Source organism: Citrobacter sp. NCU1 (assembly GCF_010231475.1).
Classification (GTDB): domain Bacteria; phylum Pseudomonadota; class Gammaproteobacteria; order Enterobacterales; family Enterobacteriaceae; genus Citrobacter_D.
In genome coordinates this window covers 1-22,566 of the sequence record NZ_NRDO01000095.1, presented here as the reverse complement: position 1 = coordinate 22,566, position 22,566 = coordinate 1, and the positions used below count along the sequence as shown (strand labels likewise).

20 protein-coding genes are annotated in these 22,566 nt (G+C 48.5%); 7 read left to right on the top strand and 13 right to left on the bottom strand.

The genetic code is table 11. The annotated features are described in order from the left end of the window. Positions 1 to 5 precede the first annotated feature (5 nt). The 4 genes from CJP72_RS23610 to CJP72_RS23595 form a co-directional block, all read right to left on the bottom strand. Positions 6 to 1,472: an AAA family ATPase gene (locus CJP72_RS23610; protein WP_162383714.1), complete on the bottom strand. Its 1,467-nt coding sequence runs from the start codon at positions 1,470 to 1,472 to the stop codon at positions 6 to 8. Beyond that, positions 1,469 to 3,595 (bottom strand): transposase, encoded by a 2,127-nt coding sequence (locus tag CJP72_RS23605; protein WP_162383690.1) that lies wholly within the window; start codon positions 3,593 to 3,595, stop codon positions 1,469 to 1,471. Before CJP72_RS23605 ends, CJP72_RS23610 begins: the two co-directional genes overlap by 4 nt. Beyond that, positions 3,582 to 4,424: a TnsA endonuclease N-terminal domain-containing protein gene (locus tag CJP72_RS23600; RefSeq protein WP_162383689.1), complete on the bottom strand. Its 843-nt coding sequence runs from the start codon at positions 4,422 to 4,424 to the stop codon at positions 3,582 to 3,584. The genes CJP72_RS23605 and CJP72_RS23600 overlap by 14 nt, the downstream gene beginning before the upstream one ends. Positions 4,425 to 4,566: 142 nt before the next feature. Further along, complete coding sequence (locus CJP72_RS23595) at positions 4,567 to 5,763, bottom strand: aminoacetone oxidase family FAD-binding enzyme (protein WP_162383688.1); 1,197 nt, start codon at positions 5,761 to 5,763, stop codon at positions 4,567 to 4,569. A 229-nt stretch (positions 5,764 to 5,992) separates the two neighbouring features. On the opposite strand from CJP72_RS23595, the gene pitA reads away from it, so the two are divergent. Then, a complete protein-coding gene (gene pitA / locus CJP72_RS23590; RefSeq protein ID WP_162383687.1) occupies positions 5,993 to 7,489 on the top strand; it encodes an inorganic phosphate transporter PitA in 1,497 nt (498 codons plus the stop codon). A 76-nt stretch (positions 7,490 to 7,565) separates the two neighbouring features. On the opposite strand, the gene uspB is transcribed toward pitA, so the two are convergent. Then, positions 7,566 to 7,901: a universal stress protein UspB gene (uspB, locus tag CJP72_RS23585; RefSeq protein ID WP_162383686.1), complete on the bottom strand. Its 336-nt coding sequence runs from the start codon at positions 7,899 to 7,901 to the stop codon at positions 7,566 to 7,568. A gap of 390 nt (positions 7,902 to 8,291) precedes the next feature. Between uspB and uspA the strand changes: the two genes are divergently transcribed. Together uspA and dtpB are read left to right on the top strand one after the other, a co-directional pair. Further along, on the top strand, positions 8,292 to 8,726 hold the full coding sequence (uspA, locus tag CJP72_RS23580) for a universal stress protein UspA (RefSeq protein WP_162383685.1): 435 nt from the start codon (positions 8,292 to 8,294) through the stop codon (positions 8,724 to 8,726). Between the two features lie 279 nt (positions 8,727 to 9,005). Further along, positions 9,006 to 10,478, top strand: a complete 1,473-nt coding sequence (dtpB, locus tag CJP72_RS23575) for a dipeptide/tripeptide permease DtpB (RefSeq protein ID WP_162383684.1) — start codon at positions 9,006 to 9,008, stop codon at positions 10,476 to 10,478. Positions 10,479 to 10,513: 35 nt separating this feature from the next. On the opposite strand, the gene CJP72_RS23570 is transcribed toward dtpB, so the two are convergent. Next, positions 10,514 to 11,017, bottom strand: a complete 504-nt coding sequence (locus CJP72_RS23570; protein WP_162383683.1) for an RrF2 family transcriptional regulator — start codon at positions 11,015 to 11,017, stop codon at positions 10,514 to 10,516. A gap of 219 nt (positions 11,018 to 11,236) precedes the next feature. Here CJP72_RS23570 and CJP72_RS23565 point away from each other — a divergent pair, with 219 nt between their 5' ends. Then, positions 11,237 to 12,439 (top strand): NAD(P)/FAD-dependent oxidoreductase, encoded by a 1,203-nt coding sequence (locus CJP72_RS23565; RefSeq protein ID WP_162383682.1) that lies wholly within the window; start codon positions 11,237 to 11,239, stop codon positions 12,437 to 12,439. A gap of 155 nt (positions 12,440 to 12,594) precedes the next feature. On the opposite strand, the gene rsmJ is transcribed toward CJP72_RS23565, so the two are convergent. Both rsmJ and prlC read right to left on the bottom strand, forming a co-directional pair. Then, positions 12,595 to 13,347, bottom strand: a complete 753-nt coding sequence (gene rsmJ / locus CJP72_RS23560) for a 16S rRNA (guanine(1516)-N(2))-methyltransferase RsmJ (protein ID WP_162383681.1) — start codon at positions 13,345 to 13,347, stop codon at positions 12,595 to 12,597. 7 nt (positions 13,348 to 13,354) lie between these two features. Continuing rightward, positions 13,355 to 15,397: an oligopeptidase A gene (gene prlC, locus CJP72_RS23555; RefSeq protein WP_162383680.1), complete on the bottom strand. Its 2,043-nt coding sequence runs from the start codon at positions 15,395 to 15,397 to the stop codon at positions 13,355 to 13,357. A 245-nt stretch (positions 15,398 to 15,642) separates the two neighbouring features. On the opposite strand from prlC, the gene CJP72_RS23550 reads away from it, so the two are divergent. Both CJP72_RS23550 and gorA read left to right on the top strand, forming a co-directional pair. Further along, on the top strand, positions 15,643 to 16,485 hold the full coding sequence (locus tag CJP72_RS23550; protein WP_162383679.1) for a 23S rRNA (adenine(2030)-N(6))-methyltransferase RlmJ: 843 nt from the start codon (positions 15,643 to 15,645) through the stop codon (positions 16,483 to 16,485). Between the two features lie 71 nt (positions 16,486 to 16,556). Further along, positions 16,557 to 17,912 (top strand): glutathione-disulfide reductase, encoded by a 1,356-nt coding sequence (gene gorA, locus CJP72_RS23545; protein WP_162383678.1) that lies wholly within the window; start codon positions 16,557 to 16,559, stop codon positions 17,910 to 17,912. A 129-nt stretch (positions 17,913 to 18,041) separates the two neighbouring features. On the opposite strand, the gene CJP72_RS23540 is transcribed toward gorA, so the two are convergent. Continuing rightward, positions 18,042 to 19,430 (bottom strand): DEAD/DEAH box helicase, encoded by a 1,389-nt coding sequence (locus CJP72_RS23540; RefSeq protein ID WP_162383677.1) that lies wholly within the window; start codon positions 19,428 to 19,430, stop codon positions 18,042 to 18,044. After that, positions 19,424 to 19,993 carry a hypothetical protein gene (locus CJP72_RS23535; RefSeq protein WP_162383676.1) on the bottom strand — a complete coding sequence of 190 codons (570 nt, stop codon included), beginning with the start codon at positions 19,991 to 19,993 and terminating at the stop codon, positions 19,424 to 19,426. The genes CJP72_RS23540 and CJP72_RS23535 overlap by 7 nt, the downstream gene beginning before the upstream one ends. Before the next feature lie 99 nt (positions 19,994 to 20,092). Between CJP72_RS23535 and CJP72_RS23530 the strand changes: the two genes are divergently transcribed. Then, positions 20,093 to 20,404 carry a helix-turn-helix domain-containing protein gene (locus tag CJP72_RS23530; protein ID WP_162383675.1) on the top strand — a complete coding sequence of 104 codons (312 nt, stop codon included), beginning with the start codon at positions 20,093 to 20,095 and terminating at the stop codon, positions 20,402 to 20,404. A gap of 232 nt (positions 20,405 to 20,636) precedes the next feature. On the opposite strand, the gene CJP72_RS23525 is transcribed toward CJP72_RS23530, so the two are convergent. The 3 genes from CJP72_RS23525 to CJP72_RS23515 form a co-directional block, all read right to left on the bottom strand. After that, a complete protein-coding gene (locus tag CJP72_RS23525; protein WP_162383674.1) occupies positions 20,637 to 21,191 on the bottom strand; it encodes a hypothetical protein in 555 nt (184 codons plus the stop codon). A 141-nt stretch (positions 21,192 to 21,332) separates the two neighbouring features. Further along, complete coding sequence (locus CJP72_RS23520; RefSeq protein WP_162383673.1) at positions 21,333 to 22,265, bottom strand: S-4TM family putative pore-forming effector; 933 nt, start codon at positions 22,263 to 22,265, stop codon at positions 21,333 to 21,335. Further along, positions 22,265 to 22,420 carry a hypothetical protein gene (locus tag CJP72_RS23515; protein WP_238340155.1) on the bottom strand — a complete coding sequence of 52 codons (156 nt, stop codon included), beginning with the start codon at positions 22,418 to 22,420 and terminating at the stop codon, positions 22,265 to 22,267. The genes CJP72_RS23520 and CJP72_RS23515 overlap by 1 nt, the downstream gene beginning before the upstream one ends. Between the last annotated feature and the right edge of the window lie 146 nt (positions 22,421 to 22,566).

Here is a 22,566-nt window from a genome sequence, read left to right as displayed (position 1 = left end):
GGAGATTATTCATTCAGTGGATCGGTACAAAGCAGGCCATATCTTTTCAACTGACTATAAGTACAGCTCTCCTGAGCAAGAGAGCGAATCACTCCAGAGTGTTCAATATGAACAAGACTGTGATTTAAATTATTCAAGACACCTGTAATGACCTTCGAAAATTCAGCATGTTGTGGGCGGTTAAAGTCACCAGGAATAACGGAGTTTTTTTCTACAGTTCTTCCCCCTGATACAGACATTTTTTGCTCAAATGGATATTGATGCTCACCGACCATTGGTGTATCTGATATTAGTAATTTTTTTCTCCCCTGAGTACCTGGTATTAACTCATTAATAAATTCCTCGGAATTACTGGATAATGGGGGGGTTGAGGATGCAAGCACAGCACAATTTATCGTTTCATTACCGCTGCCAATCACTTTCATTTGTGCTCTTTTATATATAGCCTGAGCGAGACCAATGTTACCTTTTGATAGTATAAACAGTTTCTCATTGAGTTCTGATGTTAAAGGCGATTCAACATTAGTCCATTGCAGCGGCCACAAATAATTGATAAATGTCTGCCAGTCGGAAGAATTATACTCAGGCGACGAAATTTTCATATACCCACCAGACTCTGCGCGTCTGGCTATACGTAGCTTTCTGGTCAATGTTTCATCAAATGGATGATTACCGCAAAATACCAGCGGCACGCCCAGCGAATCAACAATTTCATGAAGAAAATCAATTAACGTATTTTCACCACCTGTCCGGGAAAATTTCAACCTCTGCATCTCATCAATGACGAGCACACCCAGGAAAGAAGATTTTATTTTCTGTGCTATTTGCCGTGCAAGCGAACCATTTCTGCTTGCAGGAATAGTGACGCCGGAATCTAACACGTTATCCAGAGCACCTAGAATAGCCTCACACAAGTCCCGAACACTGGCATTATAAGGGCAATTTACTTTTAGCCAGACGACCTGCTTATTGAATCCAGGGAATGCCCCCTTGTAATTAACATGCTCAATAACCTGCGGGAAATAACCTAAAACCTGCTCTAACATAGTAGTTTTGCCAGAGCCACTCACCCCGACAATAGTAACTGTATCCGCACACGACTGAAAATAACCGTCTACCGGCTCAATATCCGGGCGTTCGTTCGTGTAATAATGCAGATATTGCACAGTACTGCTTTTCAATGGATTACGGGAAGAATAACCGTCTCTCAATGCCCTGGAAATATATTTATAGCATTCTATATAATTTTCCTGAGGACAGCGAAATTGTTTAATTCGATCAACGTATTGTTCTCTGACGACGGCAGGGGCATCCCACCGTATGTGCTCATCAAGTTCAGGAAAATGACTTAATGCCAGCAACACGTCGTGATCTGACAGTAGTACGGGTAATGCTTCAATCAACGGGTTTCCACGTTGCTCAGGCAGGACAGCTTCGCTGTAATGGGCAATAACGCTTTTCATTGTGCTTATCCTTCCGGATCGTAAGTATTTTTCTTAGTTGCCAGCCATTTTTCTTTTGCTTCTCGTCCGGGTAAAAGCACAACATTTTCTACCGGAGGCAGCGTAAATTCTTTTTTCTTTTCCTGCTCCGCGGTACCATTTAGCGCATCAATCTCCTCTTTTCTGTTCTGCCTGATACCTTTAGTTCTTTTATTGTTATGAGGTTTTAATTCATCAAGACGCAGACGCCCCTTCTTATTTAATGCTTCTAAATGTTCATCAACAACAAAGGAGTTCATTGTCACCGGAGACAATTCTTTTTGTAAATCGATCCAGTCGGCAAGCACATCAGCCTCCATGTGGGGCCGTCCATAGAAAATATTGCGCTTTTCGAGTAAAAAATGTTTCGTGAACACACTGTTCTTATCTAAACGCACATAGATATAATCAGCACAGTTTTCATCAATTCGAACCTCACAGGGAATGTGCCCAAAAACCCGAGCCGAAGAAGCCAGTCCCTCATCGCAGTCATAGTAAAGGTTATTGTACTGGATACCACGTGGCGTAATGCTGACATTTTCAGGTGGTAATAAACGCGAAATCACTTCATCTTCAGTGCTCTTGCGAGCACTGAAACGGCCAAATTTCAGACTGATATTCCAGCTATTCAGCGGCGACATTTTCAAATCATGCGCAATCAAAAGTGGATTGATATATGCTACCTCTTCAAAAATGCTCTGATTATGTTCCAGTACTGCCAGGATCAACGTTTTGGTGACTTCTGTTAGCGTCAGACAGGCTCTCGAGGTGGGATTAGGTTCTCCTCTCACTATTTTCCCTCCACGTGTTGTTCCCAGCAAAGGGTGAATCGCTTCCTGATTTAAAATGTGAAAACGACTCTCAACAATACTTTTCCTGTCTCCTCTGTTGCTGGGTGCAAATTCCAAAGCTGTCATTGGCGTGACAACGTCCTGAGGCTTCAAGCCTATCATTTCCCCATTGTCACACATCAGCTTAAGTGGGATGTGCGAACAAGGCCACTCTCTTTCCGTAATTTTAACACCGAACTGACGACAGTATTCCTTCTTCGGCATAAAGCAATTGGCCAGTGCTTGCCTGGCCGCCCGCCAGGAAGCGTGGTAAAGCGAGATATGCATACCCACAATCATTCTCGTTGCCCGATCCATGACCGTATAAATGGTCGGACGCCCAATGACTTTACTCATATTTAAACTCGATATGAGGTGTACATCTGCAACTGTCGCATCAATTTCAAAAACGTCCCCCGGTAAAGTTTCTTTATTTGCAGCACTTCCAAGGAGGGCTCTCTGAGTCAGTAGATACTGTGTTTTCGTCGACTTCGACGTAATATCATCGTTTCTGGAAATAAGCTTCAATTTCCAGTAGCGAAACTGTCGCTTCGAAGGAATATAAGGAGGGATACCCGCTTTATCAGCACGCTCAAGCTCATGTCGAAAATAGCGTTTAATGTACTTTCCATAAGTCTTCTCCAGTGAGAGTCCCCCAACCTTGAGATGATGTTTTTTGATCGATTTGACCATATTGGTTTTATCAGTATCACTGAGAATAAAAGGCTGATTTCTTTCCATCGGTAATACTCTGTTTACTTTTGTTTTCCCTAAAGATATGCCCCCAGATTTTCTTTGTTTTCCTGCTCCTCCACTATTGGGATATGCAGGAAGTAACGCATATAGATCCTGGCCATACCGCCAGTACTTCGTTAAAAGCATCCTGATTTTTTGATGGTCAGTATTGTTTTCCTTCGCATATTTTTTTACTGTAGTTGAACGAGGAAACATGGCGTACTCAATGAGAAATTGAGAATTACTTATCAGAGGATAAATCAACTGGAAGTTTTCATCTCTTTTCGCCCTTGAACTTTCATTTATTTTACTTTCATCAATGAACATATAAGGTGGGTTTGCGTATTCTGCGCTGATAACCTCTCTGGCTTTCACCATTAACGAAAATTTTTTGAAAGAAAAAACAAATGGTTTACTCATTCTTTTATTCTGTAGTTCAAAAAGAATAACTACATCCAGATCAACGTTAAACTCCAGCACCCGATATAAACCCTCGGTCATATCTTCGAAATTATCTATACGCCATACAGTATTTCTAACAATGTTCATTTGCTGATGCCCTCACGTCATATGCATTGCTCAATACTCTAAGTAAACCAACTTCAATAATTGGGTAAGTCAAATCTACCCTAATGAGTTTTTTCGCTATGATGACCTGTAACATAATCATCGCTTCATCTCTCTCGATACGAAGTACTTCAGCAAGCAAGTCCAGAATTTCATCAACAGGGTAGTCGCCTGGGCGCAGCACACTTAAAACATGATCATAAGGCAAAGACTCATAGTAATCAGGGTCCATCCTGATTGCTGATGTCGCCCAACAGATGTTGTTACTCTGAATTTTGTTCTGTTTTGAGCCAACGTAAATCTGGAAATCGACACCAAGTAACGTCCAGAACAGGCGTTCAATCTCAAGTTTTTCAGCCTCACGAGCTGTGATCAATTTATCTGGTTTTACTGCCACGGCCTTATAGCGAAAACTACCATCCGCCTTCTTCATTGTTAAAACAAAATCGGTAGTCATGACATGTAAAACTGATGAATCTTTGCCCGGAATGCCTTTGACTAGAGGGTGTTGTACGCCAATGTATTCTGCAATTTGCCGGGTGAGGCTAAGAGGGAACAGCGGAAATTGCTCACGAATATCAACGACTGAGTCGTTGAATTCCGCCAGATAAAAAAAGTCGCTTTCAATAGAAGAAAGAAAATGATGTTTACGGCGGGTCGTCAAGCCGAAAATAACCGAGCGGTTACCATTTGATTTAACATCCTGTGCACGAAACCAGGGTTGATAATTTTCAGCATGCCCGATACCAACCCCCTTACTCAAGGCTTTTTCGTAGTCCCGGTAGGAAGTAAAACGCCGCCCCCTACCCATGATGGCAACTCAGGAAATACATGATATATAACCTTGATCCGGCAATAAAGAATAAAGAAGGACACCCTAATTAAATATACAACTTTATTGTCAATTTGTAAATTATGTATACAACTTTAGCGTCTGGCATACAACTTTATTGTCATTCACCAGGTGCCAAATCCTGCGCACAGGCCCAGGCACTTGACCACGCCCACTGGAAATTATACCCGCCCAGCCAGCCGGTCACGTCCATCACCTCCCCAATAAAGTAGAGGCCTGGCACCTTACGCGCCTCCATCGTGCGGGAGGAAAGCTCATTGGTATCCACGCCGCCCAGCGTGACTTCCGCCGTACGATATCCTTCAGTGCCGTTAGGCTGCACGCGCCATTCTGTTAACGTCTCCACCAGCAGTTGTTGATCGCGTGCGTTGAGCTGCTTCAGAGAGAGCTCGGGGATTTGCCCTAACGCTTGCAGGCATTCCACCAGACGTTTTGGCAACTGCATCGCAAGGGTGTTTTTCAGACTCTGATTCGGGTGCGCGCTACGCTGCTCATTAAGGAAAACGTCCAGATCGATATCAGGTAATAAATTAATGCTGACAAATTCGCCAGGCTGCCAAAAACTCGAAATTTGCAAAACAGCCGGGCCTGAAAGTCCACGGTGCGTAAAGAGCAGATTTTCACGAAATACCGTGCCGTCCTGCGCTGTAATCACAGAAGAAACGGATACGCCTGACAGTGTCTGGAGTTGTTCCAGCAACGGTTTATGCAACGTAAAAGGAACGAGACCCGCACGCGTTGGCAGCACATTCAGGCCAAACTGCTCGGCAATTTTATAACCAAACGGCGTTGCCCCCAGACCCGGCATCGAGAGTCCGCCACTGGCAATTACCAGGTTTGGCGCACTGACCGTCATACCGTTCAGCTCAAGGGTGTACCCCTCATCGCCACGGGTAACGCTGAGCACTTCACTGCGCAACCGCAGGGTGACGCCGCCTTTCTCGCATTCTGCCACCAGCATGTCGACGATTTGTTGGGCGGAATCGTCGCAAAAGAGCTGGCCGAGCGTTTTCTCATGCCAGGCAATTCCGTGTTTACCGACCAGATCGATAAAGTCCCACTGGGTATAGCGCGCCAACGCTGATTTACAGAAATGAGGGTTTTGACTTAAATACGCCGCGGGCTCTACATAAAGATTAGTAAAGTTACAGCGTCCCCCGCCAGACATGAGGATTTTGCGCCCCGGCTTTTTACCATTATCAATGAGCAACACGCGGTTACCCCGTTGCCCTGCCTGTGCGGCGCAGAACATACCCGCCGCGCCAGCGCCTATAATAACGGTATCAAACCTATCCACTTTGCGATCCTCTCTTAAATCTGGGTGTGAATTGTAAAGTTTCCTCAGTGACCGTACCAGTGACAAGATCGTGAGAAACAAGTATTTGGTTGAAATCTATAAGATAATTCTTTAGTGGGGGAAACTATTCAGGAGACAAATCAAAAAAAGTCTATATTTCACTTTGCCCGCGTCGCCAAAGTCCCTGATAATGCGCCGCGTTCATGTCCTCAAAATGGCGTAACGTCCTATGCTACATTTGTTTGCTGGCCTGGATTTGCATACCGGGCTTTTACTATTGCTTGCTCTGGCTTTTGTGCTGTTCTACGAAGCGATTAACGGCTTCCATGATACGGCAAACGCAGTCGCAACCGTGATCTATACCCGCGCAATGCGTTCGCAATTAGCGGTTGTCATGGCGGCGGTCTTCAACTTTTTTGGTGTTTTGCTGGGCGGTCTCAGCGTAGCGTATGCCATTGTGCATATGTTGCCCACGGATCTGCTGCTTAACATGGGTTCCTCACATGGTCTCGCCATGGTGTTCTCCATGCTTCTGGCGGCAATTATCTGGAACCTGGGTACCTGGTACTTTGGTCTTCCGGCCTCCAGTTCTCACACACTGATTGGCGCTATCATTGGTATTGGTTTAACCAATGCTTTGATGACCGGCACATCGGTGGTGGATGCACTTAACATACCGAAAGTTATCAATATTTTCGGTTCTTTGATTATTTCCCCCATTGTCGGCCTGGTGTTTGCTGGCGGTCTGATCTTTTTGCTGCGTCGCTACTGGAGCGGCACCAAGAAACGGGCGCGTATTCACCTGACCCCAGCGGAACGTGAAAAGAAAGACGGCAAGAAAAAGCCGCCATTCTGGACGCGTATCGCTCTTATTCTGTCTGCCATCGGCGTTGCATTCTCCCATGGCGCTAATGATGGACAGAAAGGCATTGGTCTGGTGATGCTGGTTCTGATTGGCGTGGCGCCTGCGGGCTTCGTGGTCAATATGAACGCTTCCGGCTATGAAATCACCCGTACCCGTGACGCCATTAACAACGTCGAAACTTACTTCCAGCAGCATCCTGATCTGCTGAAGAAAGTGACCGGCGTCGATCAGCAGATTCCGTCTCCGGTCGCTGCGACAACGACACCGACGGAGTTCCACTGCCACCCGGCAAACACCCTGAATGCGCTTGATCGTGCGAAGGGCATGCTGGGAAATCTGGAAACTTACGACAAGTTAAGCGTTGAGCAACGTGGTCAGTTACGTCGCATTATGCTGTGCATCTCTGACACCACCGATAAAGTGGTGAAGCTGCCTGGCGTAAGCGCTGACGATAAGCGCCTGTTGAAGAAACTGAAAACCGATATGCTGAGCACCATTGAGTACGCACCGGTCTGGATTATCATGGCCGTCGCACTGGCGCTGGGTCTTGGTACGATGATCGGCTGGCGTCGCGTGGCAACCACTATCGGCGAGAAGATCGGTAAGAAAGGCATGACTTATGCGCAAGGGATGTCCGCGCAAATGACTGCCGCGGTGTCTATCGGTCTGGCGAGTTACACCGGTATGCCTGTTTCTACCACCCACGTACTCTCTTCCTCCGTTGCGGGGACGATGGTCGTCGACGGTGGCGGTCTGCAGCGTAAAACGGTCACCAGCATTCTGATGGCCTGGGTCTTTACTCTGCCTGCGGCGATTGTGCTTTCTGGTGGGCTGTACTGGCTCTCCCTGAAGTTGATCTAAGTCGGTTAGTCTGTAAAAAAAGCGGGTCCAGGAAACTGGCCCGCTTTTTTTTGCCTGTGCGATACGTCCAAATGGCTCAATGCCAAATCACCAACCCTACCATACTGATAATCACCAGACCGCATAATGCGCTGGTGAGGATGAACTGGCCGCGAACACGTTCACAACGGCGAATAAATTCATCATCGTGATGATCCCGATAGCGTTGAGCATAGATATACCACACCAGACGCATTTGCTTGTTGGGTTGGCCATGCGAGGTAAAAAAACCACCTCCATCTACATATTGGTAGAGCAATGGATCGCAACCACGAAGTACCACTAACAGTGCACGTAATGACGAGAAATAACGCGCCATATTCACAATGCAAACGACACATAACGCCCAGAACAATGCGACGGTGCTAATCATACCACCTCCCCGGCGACCCGCCCTCGGAGCCCCTCTCCGCGGCAATCGCTCCCCGATACCCTGCCAGACAGTTCAGTGAAAAAGTCCTACCAAGCCATGATGAGGATATTCTGCATCCAAACGGCTCTTTAAATATTGTAGGAGATCAGTTAATTTTTTTGCCAGAAGGTTAACCGCTATCAATGCATTTAACAGAAAAATTTGTTTAACTGGTTGGCAACCAAGGCGGATTGACGGATTATCCTGGTCGCTATAATGTAATGATAGTCTAAACAATCCATCTTACGGCTGGGCTAGCCCCGCGCATATTGTTCGCAGGACGCGGGTGACGCGACGGCAAAGAAACGCTAGCTGGCTAGTCATCGACAACTTTATGGAAGGAGTAACACTATGGCTTACAAACACATTCTTATCGCGGTTGATCTTTCCCCGGAAAGCAAAGTTCTGGTAGAAAAAGCGGTTTCTATGGCGCGTCCTTACAACGCGAAAGTCTCCATCATCCACGTAGACGTGAACTACTCTGACCTTTACACCGGGCTTATCGACGTCAATCTCGGCGATATGCAGAAACGCATTTCTGAAGAAACCCACCATGCACTGACCGAACTGTCCAGCAATGCGGGCTACCCGATCACTGAAACGCTGAGCGGTAGCGGCGATCTGGGCCAGGTGCTGGTTGATGCTATCAAGAAATACGACATGGATCTGGTCGTCTGCGGTCACCACCAGGACTTCTGGAGCAAGCTGATGTCTTCCGCACGTCAGTTGATCAACACCGTTCACGTTGACATGCTGATTGTTCCACTGCGTGACGAAGAAGAATAAGACTTCGGTACCGGACGCCTGATCCGGTAAATCGTCAACAACATCGCTCATCGCGCCCGCTTATGCGGGCGTTTTTATTTCTGTTTATTTAAATGATTAGTACATCACTCCATCCAACAAATCATAAATAGTGTGATCATCTAGTTAGATCGAAATAACTCAATATAATAGTCTACACATCCGGTTAATGACCGCAGTCTATAACAGAGTCAGACTTTTTCGGCGCGTTTTAGCATACGCGTTCATACTTTTCGGGATGGCATTGAAAGGCGAAGGAATATGAATACAACTGCACCTACGGGTTTGCTGCAGCAACCTCGTCCGTTCTTCATGATCTTTTTTGTAGAATTATGGGAACGATTTGGCTATTACGGCGTTCAGGGCATCCTGGCCGTCTTTTTTGTTAAACAGCTTGGGTTCTCTCAGGAACAGGCGTTCATCACCTTTGGCGCGTTTGCCGCCCTGGTCTATGGCCTGATTTCCATTGGCGGCTACGTTGGCGATCACCTGTTGGGAACCAAACGTACGCTGGTGCTCGGCGCGATCGTCCTGGCGCTGGGTTACTTCATGACGGGGATGTCACTGCTCAAACCCGATCTGATTTTTATCGCACTTGGCACCATTGCCGTCGGCAACGGGTTATTTAAGGCTAACCCGGCCAGCCTGCTGTCAAAATGCTATCCGCCGAAAGATGCCCGTCTTGATGGCGCATTTACCCTGTTTTATATGTCGATTAACATCGGTTCCCTGCTGTCGCTATCGCTGGCGCCAGTGATTGCCGAAAAATTTGGCTATGCCGTCACCTACAACCTGTGCGGCGCAGGCCTGATCGTGGCTCTGCTGGTCTATTTCGCCTGCCGCGGTATGGTGAAAGATATCGGTTCAGAGCCTGACCACAAACCGTTGAGTCTGCGTAACCTGCTGTATGTATTAGTCGGTACCGTGGCGATGGTGTTCCTGTGCGCCTGGCTGATGCACAACGTCAAGATCGCCAACATCGTGCTGATTGTGTTGTCGATTGTCGTCACGATTATCTTCTTCCGTGAAGCGTTCAAACTGGATAAAACCGGGCGCAACAAAATGTTTGTCGCCTTTATTCTGATGCTGGAAGCGGTGCTGTTTTATATTCTGTACGCACAGATGCCGACCTCTCTCAACTTCTTTGCCATCAACAACGTACACCATGAGATCCTCGGCATCACCATTAACCCTGTCAGCTTTCAGGCGCTGAACCCATTCTGGGTAGTGCTCGCCAGTCCGGTACTGGCAGCCATCTATACTCGTCTGGGGAACAAGGGCAAAGACCTGACCATGCCGATGAAATTTACGCTCGGTATGTTCTTGTGTGCGCTGGGCTTTCTGACCGCCGCCGCTGCGGGAATGTGGTTTGCCGATGCGCAGGGGCTGACATCACCGTGGTTTATCGTACTGGTTTATCTGTTCCAGAGTCTGGGCGAGTTACTGATAAGCGCCCTGGGGCTGGCCATGGTTGCCGCGCTGGTACCGCAACATCTAATGGGCTTTATCCTTGGGATGTGGTTCCTGACGCAGGCTGCAGCGTTCCTGATGGGGGGATATGTGGCAACATTCACTGCCGTACCGGAAAACATTACCGATCCGTTGCAGACGCTGCCTATCTACACAGGCGTGTTCAGCAAAATCGGGCTGGTAACGCTGGCCGTAACGATAGTGATGGCAATGATGGTGCCGTGGCTAAACCGGATGATCAATACGCCGGACAGCAGCAAATAACGACCGTAACCTCAGTCAGTCCACGCTGGCTGAGGTTAGCTTTTCCGTGCGGCAATCCACTCCTGAACCTCAACCACAAAAGTCTCCGGCGCTTTGCGGTACATTTTTCGCGCAAGGTCGAGGATTGTATGCTGGCTGAGCGCTTCTTCCATCCGCTGTTGTGCCGAATCCATCACCGAACGTACACCGCAAATACCTTCGCACGCCCATTGCGGCGGTTGCTCATCAAACACGGCCAGTCGCTGGCGAATTTCGCGGCATTCGAAAATACGTTTGTCACCATCAATCGCGTTGACCACATCAAGTACCGTGATGTGTTCAGCAGGCTTTGCCAACTGGAATCCGCCGCCCTTACCTTCAATGCTGCGCACCAGTCCGGCCTTTGATAAACGCGTAAAAATTTTGGCCAGGTAGTCATAGGGAACGCTTTGCAGTGCGGCAATCTCCCGCACACTCATATCGCGGGCATCACCTTTGCTGTCGACCATACACATCAGGCTATGAATGCCGTACTCAACCCCAGAACTGTAAAATGCCATTCTCTAATCTCAGCCAAAATAATTCTGAGTTATTGTAGCTATTTCACTCTCTCCATACCATACAGTTCCTTCAAAATAGACTCCGAATAATAAATAAATAGCGACTAATCAATGCGATAAACGCAAAACAATCGACATCATCATTTTTCGCGTTGCATTTCAAAACTACGACCAATAAAATCCGAGTCAATTAATCGGAGTTAACAGAGTGAAGAAACGATGCGTAAACAAATTCTGATCGTCGGTGCTGGTTTTTCTGGCATGTGGGCCGCCCTGAGTGCGGCACGTCTGGCAGACAAGCATGACAACCAGGCCATTGATATTACAGTGATTGCACCACAGCCGGAGCTCCGCGTACGCCCGCGTTTTTATGAGAATCGCGTTGAAACAATGGTTTCTCCGTTACAGCCACTGTTTGACGTTACCGGCGTGAAATTCCTGCGCGGCACTGTATCCAGCATCCATACCGACTTACACAGTGTGAGCTGGAAAGATGCCAACGGCGAAACCCATCAACACCACTATGACCGCCTGATTCTGGCGAGCGGCAGCCACGTAAACCGTTCATTTGTCTCGGGTGTGGAGGCACACGCCTTCGACCTTGATCAGCTGGAAAGCGCCACCGTATTAGAAAAACAGCTGAAGTCACTGGCCAACCAGCCAGAAAGCGAGGCGCGCAATACGGTCGTGGTTTGCGGCGGTGGCTTTACCGGTATTGAGATGGCGATGGAACTGCCTGGCCGCCTGCGCGATATCCTCGGTTCAAATTCTAAGACCAGAGTAGTCGTAGTTGAACGCGGTCCACAACCAGGCTCGCGCTACAGTGAAGCACTGCGTAATGTCATCATCGACGCCTCCGCCGAACTGGGCGTGGAGTGGTTGGTGAATACGGAGGTGGAATCGGTTGATGCTACGGGCGTGACGCTGAAAGATGGGCAGAGAATTGCCTCTTCAACCATTATCTGGACCGTGGGTGTCCAGGCCAGCGACCTGACGGCGCAGATCACCGCCCCGCGCGATCGTCAGGGTCGTCTGCACGTCAATACAAATCTGCAAGTGGAAGGCTATGACGATATCTACGCCACTGGCGACGTCGCCTACGCGGCGACCGATGACAAAGGCAATCACGCGTTGATGACCTGTCAGCATGCAATTCTGCTGGGTAAATTCGCCGGGAACAATGCGGCAGCCAGTTTGCTGCAGGTGGCACCGTCGCCATATCGCCAGGAGATGTACGTCACCTGTCTGGATCTCGGCGCGTGGGGCGCGGTCTATACCGAAGGCTGGGATCAGCAGGTGAAACTGACGCGCGAAGAAGCCAAGACGCTGAAGATGTCGATTACCAGTGCGCTGATTTATCCGCCGAAGGCAGAAAAAGCGGTGGCATTTGAGATGGCGGACCCGTACGCGCCATTTGTGTAGCTAAGTCAACGCGTTATCAGGCCTACAACGAGCACGGTTCTGTAGACCTGATAAGCGCAGCGCCATCCGGCAATTTTTGCACCATTGCCGGATAGCGGCGCAAGCGCCTTCTCCCGCTTACAGAAGACGGCGCGATCGATCCGGCGGCGACAACGCTATTCCGCCGTCCCCGCGTAAATATCAAACCGGTGTCCTTTGGTGACGACCGCGTTGGGAGTTGCGACATCGGCAAGTGGCGGCGCGTAGTCCGGACGTTTCACCACCACCCGTTTTGTCGCCAGTTGTCGGGCGGGCTCAAGCAGCCCGTCGGCGTCTAAATCCGGCCCCACCAGCGACTGAAACACGCGCATCTCTTTTTTCACCAGCGCGCTTTTCTGCTTGTGCGGAAACATCGGGTCGAGATAAACCACCTGCGGGCGCGGGGTGATATCGGTCAACGCCGTCAGGCTGGACGCGTGGATCAGCTGCAAACGCGCCTGTAACCACGGGCCGATTTCCGGGTCGGTATAGCCACGCGCCAGACCGTCATCAAGCAGCGCCGCAACCACCGGATTACGTTCCAGCATCCGCACGCGGCAACCCACCGACGCCAGCACGAAGGCATCGCGACCCAATCCTGCCGTGGCATCCACCACATCCGGCAAATAATCGCCTTTGATGCCGACCGCTTTCGCGACTGCTTCGCCACGACCGCCGCCAAATTTGCGACGGTGCGCCATCGCCCCGCCGACAAAATCGACGAAAATGCCGCCAAGTTTCGGTTCATCGCGCTTACGCAACTCCAGATGTTCCGCCGTCAGCACCAGCGCCATCAGATTATCTTCATCGTGTTCCAGCCCCCAGCGGGCGGCAAGAACAGATAAGGCGCCGTCTCCGGCGCCCGTTTCATCAATTAAGCAGATTTTCACGTAACGACTAACCTTTGATGCCGTAATGCTCAAGCATCGCATCCAGTTGCGGTTCGCGGCCACGGAAGCGTTTGAATAGCTCCATCGGCTCTTCAGAACCACCACGGGTCAGGATGTTGTCGAGGAACGACTGCCCGGTATCGCGGTTGAAAATGCCCTCTTCTTCGAAACGAGAGAAGGCATCAGCCGCCAGTACATCGGCCCACAGATAGCTGTAGTAACCCGCCGCATAACCACCGGCAAAGATGTGGCTGAATGCATGCGGGAAACGGCCCCATGACGGCCCCGGCACCACAGCAACCTGTTTTTTGATTTCTGCCAGCGTATCGAGGATTTTCGCCCCCTGTTCTGGGCTAAATTCGGCATGAAGGCGGAAGTCGAACAGACCGAACTCCAGTTGACGCAGAATAAACAGCGCCGCCTGGTAGTTTTTCGCCGCCAGCATTTTATCCAGCAGTTCTTTCGGCAACGATTCGCCAGTCTCATAGTGACCGGAAATAAACGCCAGCGCATCCGGCTCCCAGCACCAGTTTTCCATAAACTGGCTCGGCAGTTCGACTGCATCCCACGGCACACCGCTAATACCAGAAACGCCAGCGGTTTCAATACGGGTCAGCATATGATGCAGGCCATGACCGAACTCGTGGAACAGCGTGATCACTTCGTCGTGGGTGAACAGCGCCGGCTTACCGTTGACCGGACGGTTAAAGTTGCAGGTCAGGTAAGCGACCGGTTTTTGCAGCGAGCCATCGGCTTTACGCATCTGACCCACACAATCATCCATCCATGCCCCGCCGCGTTTGTTTTCACGGGCGTACAGGTCGAGATAGAAACTGCCGCGCAGTTCGTTGTTTTCGTCATACAGCTCGAAGAAACGCACTTCCGGGTGCCACACGTCCACATCCGTACGCTCTTTCGCGGTAATGCCATAAATACGTTTCACGACCTCAAACAGGCCGTTAACCGCTTTGTTTTCCGGGAAGTACGGACGCAGTTGCTCGTCACTGATGCTGTACAGATGCTGTTTCTGTTTTTCGCTGTAGTAAGCGATATCCCACGGCTGTAGCTCGTCAACGCCAAATTCCGCTTTTGCGAAAGCGCGCAGTTGCGCCAGTTCTTTCTCACCCTGCGGACGGGCGCGTTTCGCCAGATCGGTTAAGAAATCGAGCACCTGCTGCGGGTTTTCCGCCATTTTGGTAGCCAGTGATTTAAAGGCGTAGCTGTCAAAGCCCAGCAATTGCGCCAGCTCATGACGCAGGGCGAGGATCTCCTCCATCACCGGGCTGTTGTCCCATTTGCCCGCATTTGGCCCCTGATCGGAGGCGCGGGTCACATAGGCGCGATACATCTCTTCACGCAATGCCTGGTTGTCGCAGTAGGTCATCACCGGCAGATAGCTCGGGATATCCAGCGTCAGCAGATACCCTTCCAGCTCTTTCGCTTCGGCCTGAGCTTTGGCGGCTGCCAGCGCGCTTTCCGGCATCCCGGCCAGCGCGGTCTCATCCGTCACTAACTTCGTCCAGCCCATCGTGGCATCAAGGACGTTGTTGCTGTACAGGTTTCCGAGTTCAGACAGGCGGGTAGCAATTTCACCGTAGCGCTGCTGTTTTTCTTTCGGCAAACCAATACCAGAGAGTTCAAAATCACGCAGCGCGTTATCCACGGCTTTTTTCTGCGCGGTGGAGAGCGTGGCGTAGTGATCGCCGTCGCGCAGGTCGCGATATGCCTGATACAGCCCTTCGTGCTGTCCAACCCAGGTGCTGTACTCAGACAACAGCGGCAGGGTTTGTTCATACGCTTCACGCAGTTCCGGACTGTTTTTCACCGAGTTCAGGTGACTGACCGGCGAGAAAATACGTCCCAGCACGTCATCCACTTCCGCCAGCGGTTGGCATAAGTTTTCCCAGGTGTACGGTGCGCCCTGTGCTACCACACGTTCCACATTTTCGCGGCAGTCATTCAGCGCCTGAGTCACGGCGGGAACGACATGTTCGGGCTGAATTTTGGAAAACGGCGGCAGTTCGAAGGGAGTCAGTAATGGATTCGTCATATGCACAGTCCTGGTTAAAAAAGGGGAACGAAACGCGTATACACGTTTTCGCCGGAGGGCAGCTGACACCTTATCCAGCGCGTAATACTCAGTAGCATGGGGTTAAGTGTAGTGAATTTCAATGCTGCGCGTTGTCCTTTCGCGGCGAGGGTGACTTTTCTGTATACTGTGGCGATATGCTTTATTTTCGCCCGATGGCGCTTCGCTTATCGTGCCTACGCTTTTAACCTGGAACTCCTTTACCCATGCTCAGTTATCGCCACAGCTATCACGCTGGCAACCACGCCGACGTCCTTAAACACACCGTTCAGAGCCTGATCATCGAGTCGCTCAAAGAGAAAGAAAAACCGTTTCTCTATCTGGACACCCATGCGGGTGCTGGCCGGTATCAACTGAGTGGCGAGCATGCCGAGCGCACCGGGGAGTATCTGGAAGGCATCGCGCGCATCTGGCAGCAGGATGATTTACCGGCTGAGCTGGAGCCGTACATCTCCGTCGTGCAGCATTTTAACCGCAGCGGTCAGCTACGTTATTACCCAGGTTCGCCGCTGATTGCCCGTCAGTTGCTGCGTGAGCAAGACAGCCTGCAACTGACCGAGCTGCACCCGAGCGATTTCCCCCTGCTGCGCTCTGAGTTTCAGAAAGATGAGCGCGCCCGTGTGGCACGCGCCGACGGCTATCAACAGCTGAAAGCAAAATTACCGCCGGTCTCCCGTCGCGGGCTGATCCTCATTGATCCGCCTTATGAAATGAAAACGGACTACCAGGCCGTCGTCAGCGGGATCAGTGAAGGGTATAAACGTTTTGCCACCGGCACCTACGCGCTGTGGTATCCGGTCGTCCTGCGTGCGCAAATCAAACGCATGCTCAAAGAGCTGGAAGCCACCGGTATTCGCCGTATTCTGCAAATTGAGCTGGCCGTCCGTCCGGACAGCGATCAACGTGGGATGACGGCATCCGGTATGATTGTGATCAACCCGCCGTGGAAGCTGGAACAGCAGATGAATAGCGTGCTGCCGTGGCTGCACAGCAAACTGGTTCCGGCAGGCACCGGTCATACCTCGGTAAACTGGGTAGTGCCGGAGTAATCACAGCCATCGGTGGAACCTTTTACGTCTCACGCTACAATCGCAGCAATCAACGATTAAGGACAAAAGTCATGACCAAACACTATGATTACATCGCTATCGGCGGCGGCAGCGGCGGTATCGCCTCCATTAACCGCGCAGCCATGTACGGCCAAAAATGTGCGCTAATTGAAGCCAAAGAGTTGGGCGGCACCTGCGTGAACGTCGGTTGCGTACCGAAAAAAGTGATGTGGCATGCTGCGCAGATTCGCGAAGCGATCCACCTGTATGGTCCGGACTACGGCTTTGACACCACGATCAACGCATTCAACTGGGACACGTTAATCGCCAGCCGTAGCGCTTACATCGACCGTATCCACACCTCGTACGATAACGTGCTGGGTAAAAATAAGGTGGATGTGATCAAAGGCTTTGCCCGTTTTGTTGATGCGAAAACCATTGAAGTGAATGGCGAAACAATCACTGCCGACCACATTCTGATCGCCACCGGCGGCCGTCCGAGCCATCCGGACATTCCGGGCGTGGAATACGGTATCGACTCTGACGGCTTCTTCGAACTGCCCGCACTGCCGGAACGTGTTGCGGTCGTCGGAGCAGGTTACATCGCGGTTGAACTGGCGGGTGTGATCAACGGTCTGGGCGCGAAAACGCATCTGTTCGTGCGTAAACACGCGCCGCTGCGCAGCTTTGACCCGATGATCACCGAGACGCTGGTTGAAGTGATGAATGCCGAAGGCCCTCAGCTTCACACCAACGCCATTCCGAAAGCGGTAGTCAAAAACGCCGATGGCAGCCTGACCCTTGAACTGGAAGATGGCCGTAGCGAAACCGTGGATTGTCTGATTTGGGCTATCGGTCGCGAACCTGCCACCGATAACCTCAATCTGGCGGTAACGGGCGTGAAAACCAATGAAAAAGGTTACATCGTCGTCGATAAATTCCAGAACACGAATGTGAATGGCATTTACGCAGTGGGTGATAACACCGGTGCCGTTGAGCTGACGCCAGTGGCAGTAGCGGCGGGCCGTCGCCTCTCTGAGCGTTTGTTTAATAACAAACCGGACGAGCATCTGGACTACAGCAACATCCCGACCGTGGTCTTCAGCCACCCGCCGATTGGCACCGTGGGTCTGACCGAACCCCAGGCGCGCGAACAGTACGGCGATGAGCAGGTAAAAGTGTACAAATCGTCATTTACCGCGATGTACACGGCGGTGACCTCTCACCGTCAGCCGTGCCGCATGAAGCTGGTCTGCGTGGGACCGGAAGAGAAGATTGTCGGTATCCACGGTATCGGTTTTGGTATGGATGAAATGCTGCAAGGCTTTGCAGTGGCGCTGAAAATGGGCGCAACCAAAAAAGACTTCGACAACACTGTCGCCATCCACCCTACCGCGTCGGAAGAGTTCGTTACTATGAGAGGTTAGTGTAGAAAACTCATACCTACACCTTTGTAACTCTGGAAAACTGGCCGTAACAAGCCAGTTTTTTATTTCTATTAATAGTGGTTAATATTCTACTTTTACGTTGTTTTCTACATCATATTAAGCCCAAGATTAAACAGGTGAAAACAAAAATGCATCAATCACTTTTTTATACAAAGAGCCAATCTTTAAATTCATCGCATGATCTGGAATAGAAAAAGAAGATGTACCCGCTTCAATGAATTCCATTTTAAGATCTGTTTCTCCGAATTTCTTTATACCATTTCTTTGCATGAAGCCCTGAGATACAGAGGATGCCTCATGTACGGGTAATGACCATTCATCCTGTTGTGTATGTAAAATTTTATAGTCCTCTGGTAAGTCTTCAGCCAGTCGACCGGAGAATAAAGTCAGTTCATCAGTAGCCATTGTAAATAACCAGGCTTCCTGATATTTGTGTTGGTTCACTCGTAAAATCCTACCCAGTACTTGCCTGAAGTAAAGCTCAGTTTTTACAGTGCTTAGGTGGCAGCAAACCTGAAGCCGGGGGATATCTGTGCCCTCGCTGATCATGCCAACACTGACGATCCACTCAGTAGCAGCATGTCGGTAATGCACAATCTTAGAAAGGGCGTTTCTATCGTGATACGTCACAATGGTTGCGGTTTGGCCAAACTCGTTCTCTAAAATACTCAGTAGTTCGTACGCATGCTCGACTGATGAAGCAACAACCAGACCACCCGCATCAGGATTAACTTTTCGTATTTCACGAAGCTTTTCACATCCTGCTTTGATTACATATTTCATTGCATCAGGATGCCAAATTATTGATTGATACGAAGCTATGCTTTCACTCAGAAAATCTGCTATAGAACCAAAATTTTTTATTATCTTATCTGATGAAAAAGTCAAATCACTACTATTTATCAGGACAATTTTAGGTTTACGACAAACATTATCTTCGATAGCCTCACGTAGACCGTATACATAATCGCAACTGACAGCCCCATCCGGATCAGTGTAATTTGAAAGCACTATTGGTGTATTATCCGTTCGCCATGGAGTTCCTGTTAATGCCAGTGTATAACTGGCACATTGTTGAACTTGAGTAAGTATTTCCCCACCCCAAACATTGGCATTTTCCAAAGAATCACCGGAGCAATGATGTATTTCATCGAAAACAGCCAATACCCGATGCCGCTTCAAAGAGTCCCAGAAGCTCTTATCGAAATACATCAGACTGTGATAAGTATACGCAGCGCCAACCGCCCCAAGGCCACCATCAAAATTTCTTTCCAGAATGCGTGAGAAGGTACTTTTTACAGATGAGACCACAGCCGTCGAAGGTGCAAAGCATATGACAAGGTCTACCAGATCGAGCTCAAGCATTCTCCTGGCAACCTCGGCTGCCATCACAGTTTTTCCCGCACCTGGACTAGCAAGGCATAGAAAGTGCCGCGATTCAGATTGATATTTTTTTAGCGCAGTTTCAGTACATTCTTTCTGCCATTCTCTCAGCATACTGGATGCTCATCACTATGATGCCCAAGCACTTTGGATAAAGCAGTAACTCTGCCAAGCAATTCTGCTGACTGATTTTTTGCCTGCTGAAAGAGGTCCATCAAGCATCTTTTTTTGGTTGGAAAACGTTCCATAAGGGACTGGTATTCTTCAATTTCGCTAAGAATCACGGCTAGTTTGGCTTCATGAACAATCTTTTCTTTCATCAGATCAACCAGGAAAAGATCAACATCCGAAACGGAAGGTTTCACATTTGTGGGTAAAGCTATAAGGCGCGAATTCTTAGGCAATTTTCTTGGTATGAAAGTGGTTGAATAAAAGTTTTCTGTTTTCTTGTACAAGGTCTTGGAGCGCCCACCACTAGTTTCAATTTTATCTATGAAGCCAAGGGATTCCAGCCTGAGAAGTTGTCGGCGGATGAACTTTCTGGCTTCCGCCACATCAGCATACTCATCTGTAATCTTCAGCAAAGCATCCCTGAGATGGGTAGCACCAAACTCATCAAAATCTTTTTCTATCAATAAATTATAAATAAAGGGGTGCAACTTTACTGCAGACTTCATTGTAAAAAAATCCAAATCAACAAACTTAGAATTGCTAAGTATACAGAAACCTACGAAACTTAGACAATTTAAGCACTCTAAGGCAATGATGATGAATACGTGGCTCACCCAAACCCGATACCCGAGAGGCTCAAAGCAGCCAGAACAAAAGCTGGGATCACTCAAAAGGAATTGGGTATCCGAATTGGCATGGAACCCAGTTCAGCGAGCGGCCGCATGAACCATTATGAGAAGGGGAGGCATACTCCTGACATTGATACCCTCAAGCGTATGGCCGATGAGCTTGGGGTACCAATTAACTACTTCTTTTGCGAGAACGAAACGACTGCAGAGTTAGCATGCCTGATAGCAAAAATGACAGAGCAACAACAAATTGAATTGATTGCTATGTTAAAGAAAAATCAGTCTTAGATTTTTCACAGGAATCATTTCTGAATGTTATTTCAGCTTCTTAGGTATTCGTGTTCAACTGATAGTTTATCAAGGCTCTCAGACATACCTTCTCCTTACACGGTTTCATATAAAATCAGTCGGAGTTACCACTTAGTTGGGTACGATTAGACCTAGCTGTAATTAAAGGACAAAGATCGTAGATTAATCAAAGAATTAACTTAGTTGAATTAAAAAATTAATGAAAAATTCGTTAAACCTTACTCCCCCGAATAGTATCAGCTAAATCTAATGCTAGTTGGACATAAGAACGAGCATCATTTTCACTAAGATTCAAGTCCTGTGCATGCGCAACCTTGTTGCGTAGGTGCCGTAACTTATTGAAAACATCTAATTGTGTCCGATCAATGACCTTACATTGCAACAGATACTCACCAAGTTTTGGCATATTCTTTAAGGCGTCATTTGCCGAATGTCCCCAAAACGAACTTGCCGAACTTACCGCTGCTGACTCAACTTCAAACCACGCTTCCATTATTGCAGCAGGCGTTGAGACTGAAACAAGGTCAAGCAAACGCGATGAGTTTACAGGTGTGGATGGGGATTTCTCTTTCGCAATGGCTTCAACCTCGGCCTTTAGCTCAGACACCTCCTTAGAAAACTCAAGCTCAAACTCTTTGTACTTTAAGCGCCTCAGTAATGGAATGAGCTCGATTATGGGTTGTCGCAAAAGGATAACTAACGCGATTATTGTTACTGGCCAAGCAAGCGACTTAACTATCTCTGAAAGGAATTTCAATATATCCATTTGTTCCCAATCTTACTTGTACGATTAAAAATTTTTAAGCCTATCGGCAAATAAATCGACATTACTAACTGAGTGTTATATCTAATCCTGGGGGTAGGTCATCACAACACGCTGTGAAAAGCATACCGTATTGTTATATTCTCACATCAGAGGAGTCAGTAATTTCATTCTTTCTGCATAAACATTAAATATACTATCGTAGCGTTCTTCGTCTTTCACTCTGTTATACTGATGAATTCTGTCTGGAACAGGATTGCCAGATGAACGATAGATAAATATCTGATCCTGAATATTCCTAGAAAGTTTTTTTAGGTGTCCCTCATCAAATTCACCTGACTCTATTATTTTATCTAGTTCAGACTCAACCTTCTGGCGAAGTTCATCCGCACGAGCAACTGATTTCTTGTTTTCACTAACATAGCGGTAATAAAATTGATAAACTGGAGCCAACAGAGCAATAAGTGAAAAGATATTAACCACAGGTGGATTTATCATAATCGCAAGCACCAGCAACATGATGCCATTAACCACTAAAACTACGGAAAGCACATTAGATATTATTATTTTCAATCGGGAATCCCAACCAAGATTTTTACTCTGGCATAGTAGTGTCATTACTGGTGAGGGAAGAGCAATTGAATAGTTCAGGTACCAGTTGGTCAGGTTGCTGCTTCCGTTTTTCTTCAGATGCCGGTCGCTTGGTTCAACCCATTCATTCGGTCTGGGACGTTTACCTGCAACCACATCATTCCATTCCATCGCGAACAAGCAAGTGTCAAACTCTTCCTGTATACGTGCTGCAATCTTTTTAATTGAGCTAATGTGGTTAAGTAGTAAATTATTAATAAAAAGCATAATAAAACCGTAAACAGTCAAGGAAATTTTCAGCCACGGAAATGTATAGCCCGGAAAGAAGTTTAATACCAGATAGATGGCAGACGCCATAGTTGGAACAAACACGGCCAGCATAAAACTGTACGTTAGGTATTTTTTCACGACTGAATAGAGCTCCCGCTGCGCAGCCTGCAAATTAATCATTTCGGGTTGGTTCTGATTTTCAAAGTAATGGTTCATTACGCCGCCTCCACCGGAAAATCATTGCCCAGAACCTGTTGCCAGCGTTTACCGGACTCCACCGGATCACTGAACTCCAACGCGATTGCTTCCTCTGCCAGAGCAGCATCCGTAGTTGCTTTTTCCCAAACTTTATAGCGGTCATCTAGATTCAAGTTATTTATGTCTCCCTGAAAGTTTTTCTGGTCATAAACAGAACCTAGGACAGCGCTGGCTAGTGCTCGCAACGCAAGGGGAAATGATCTTACCCACGTAATGTGGACACAACCCTAAGCGAGATTCTGGTTTTCAAATTGTTCCG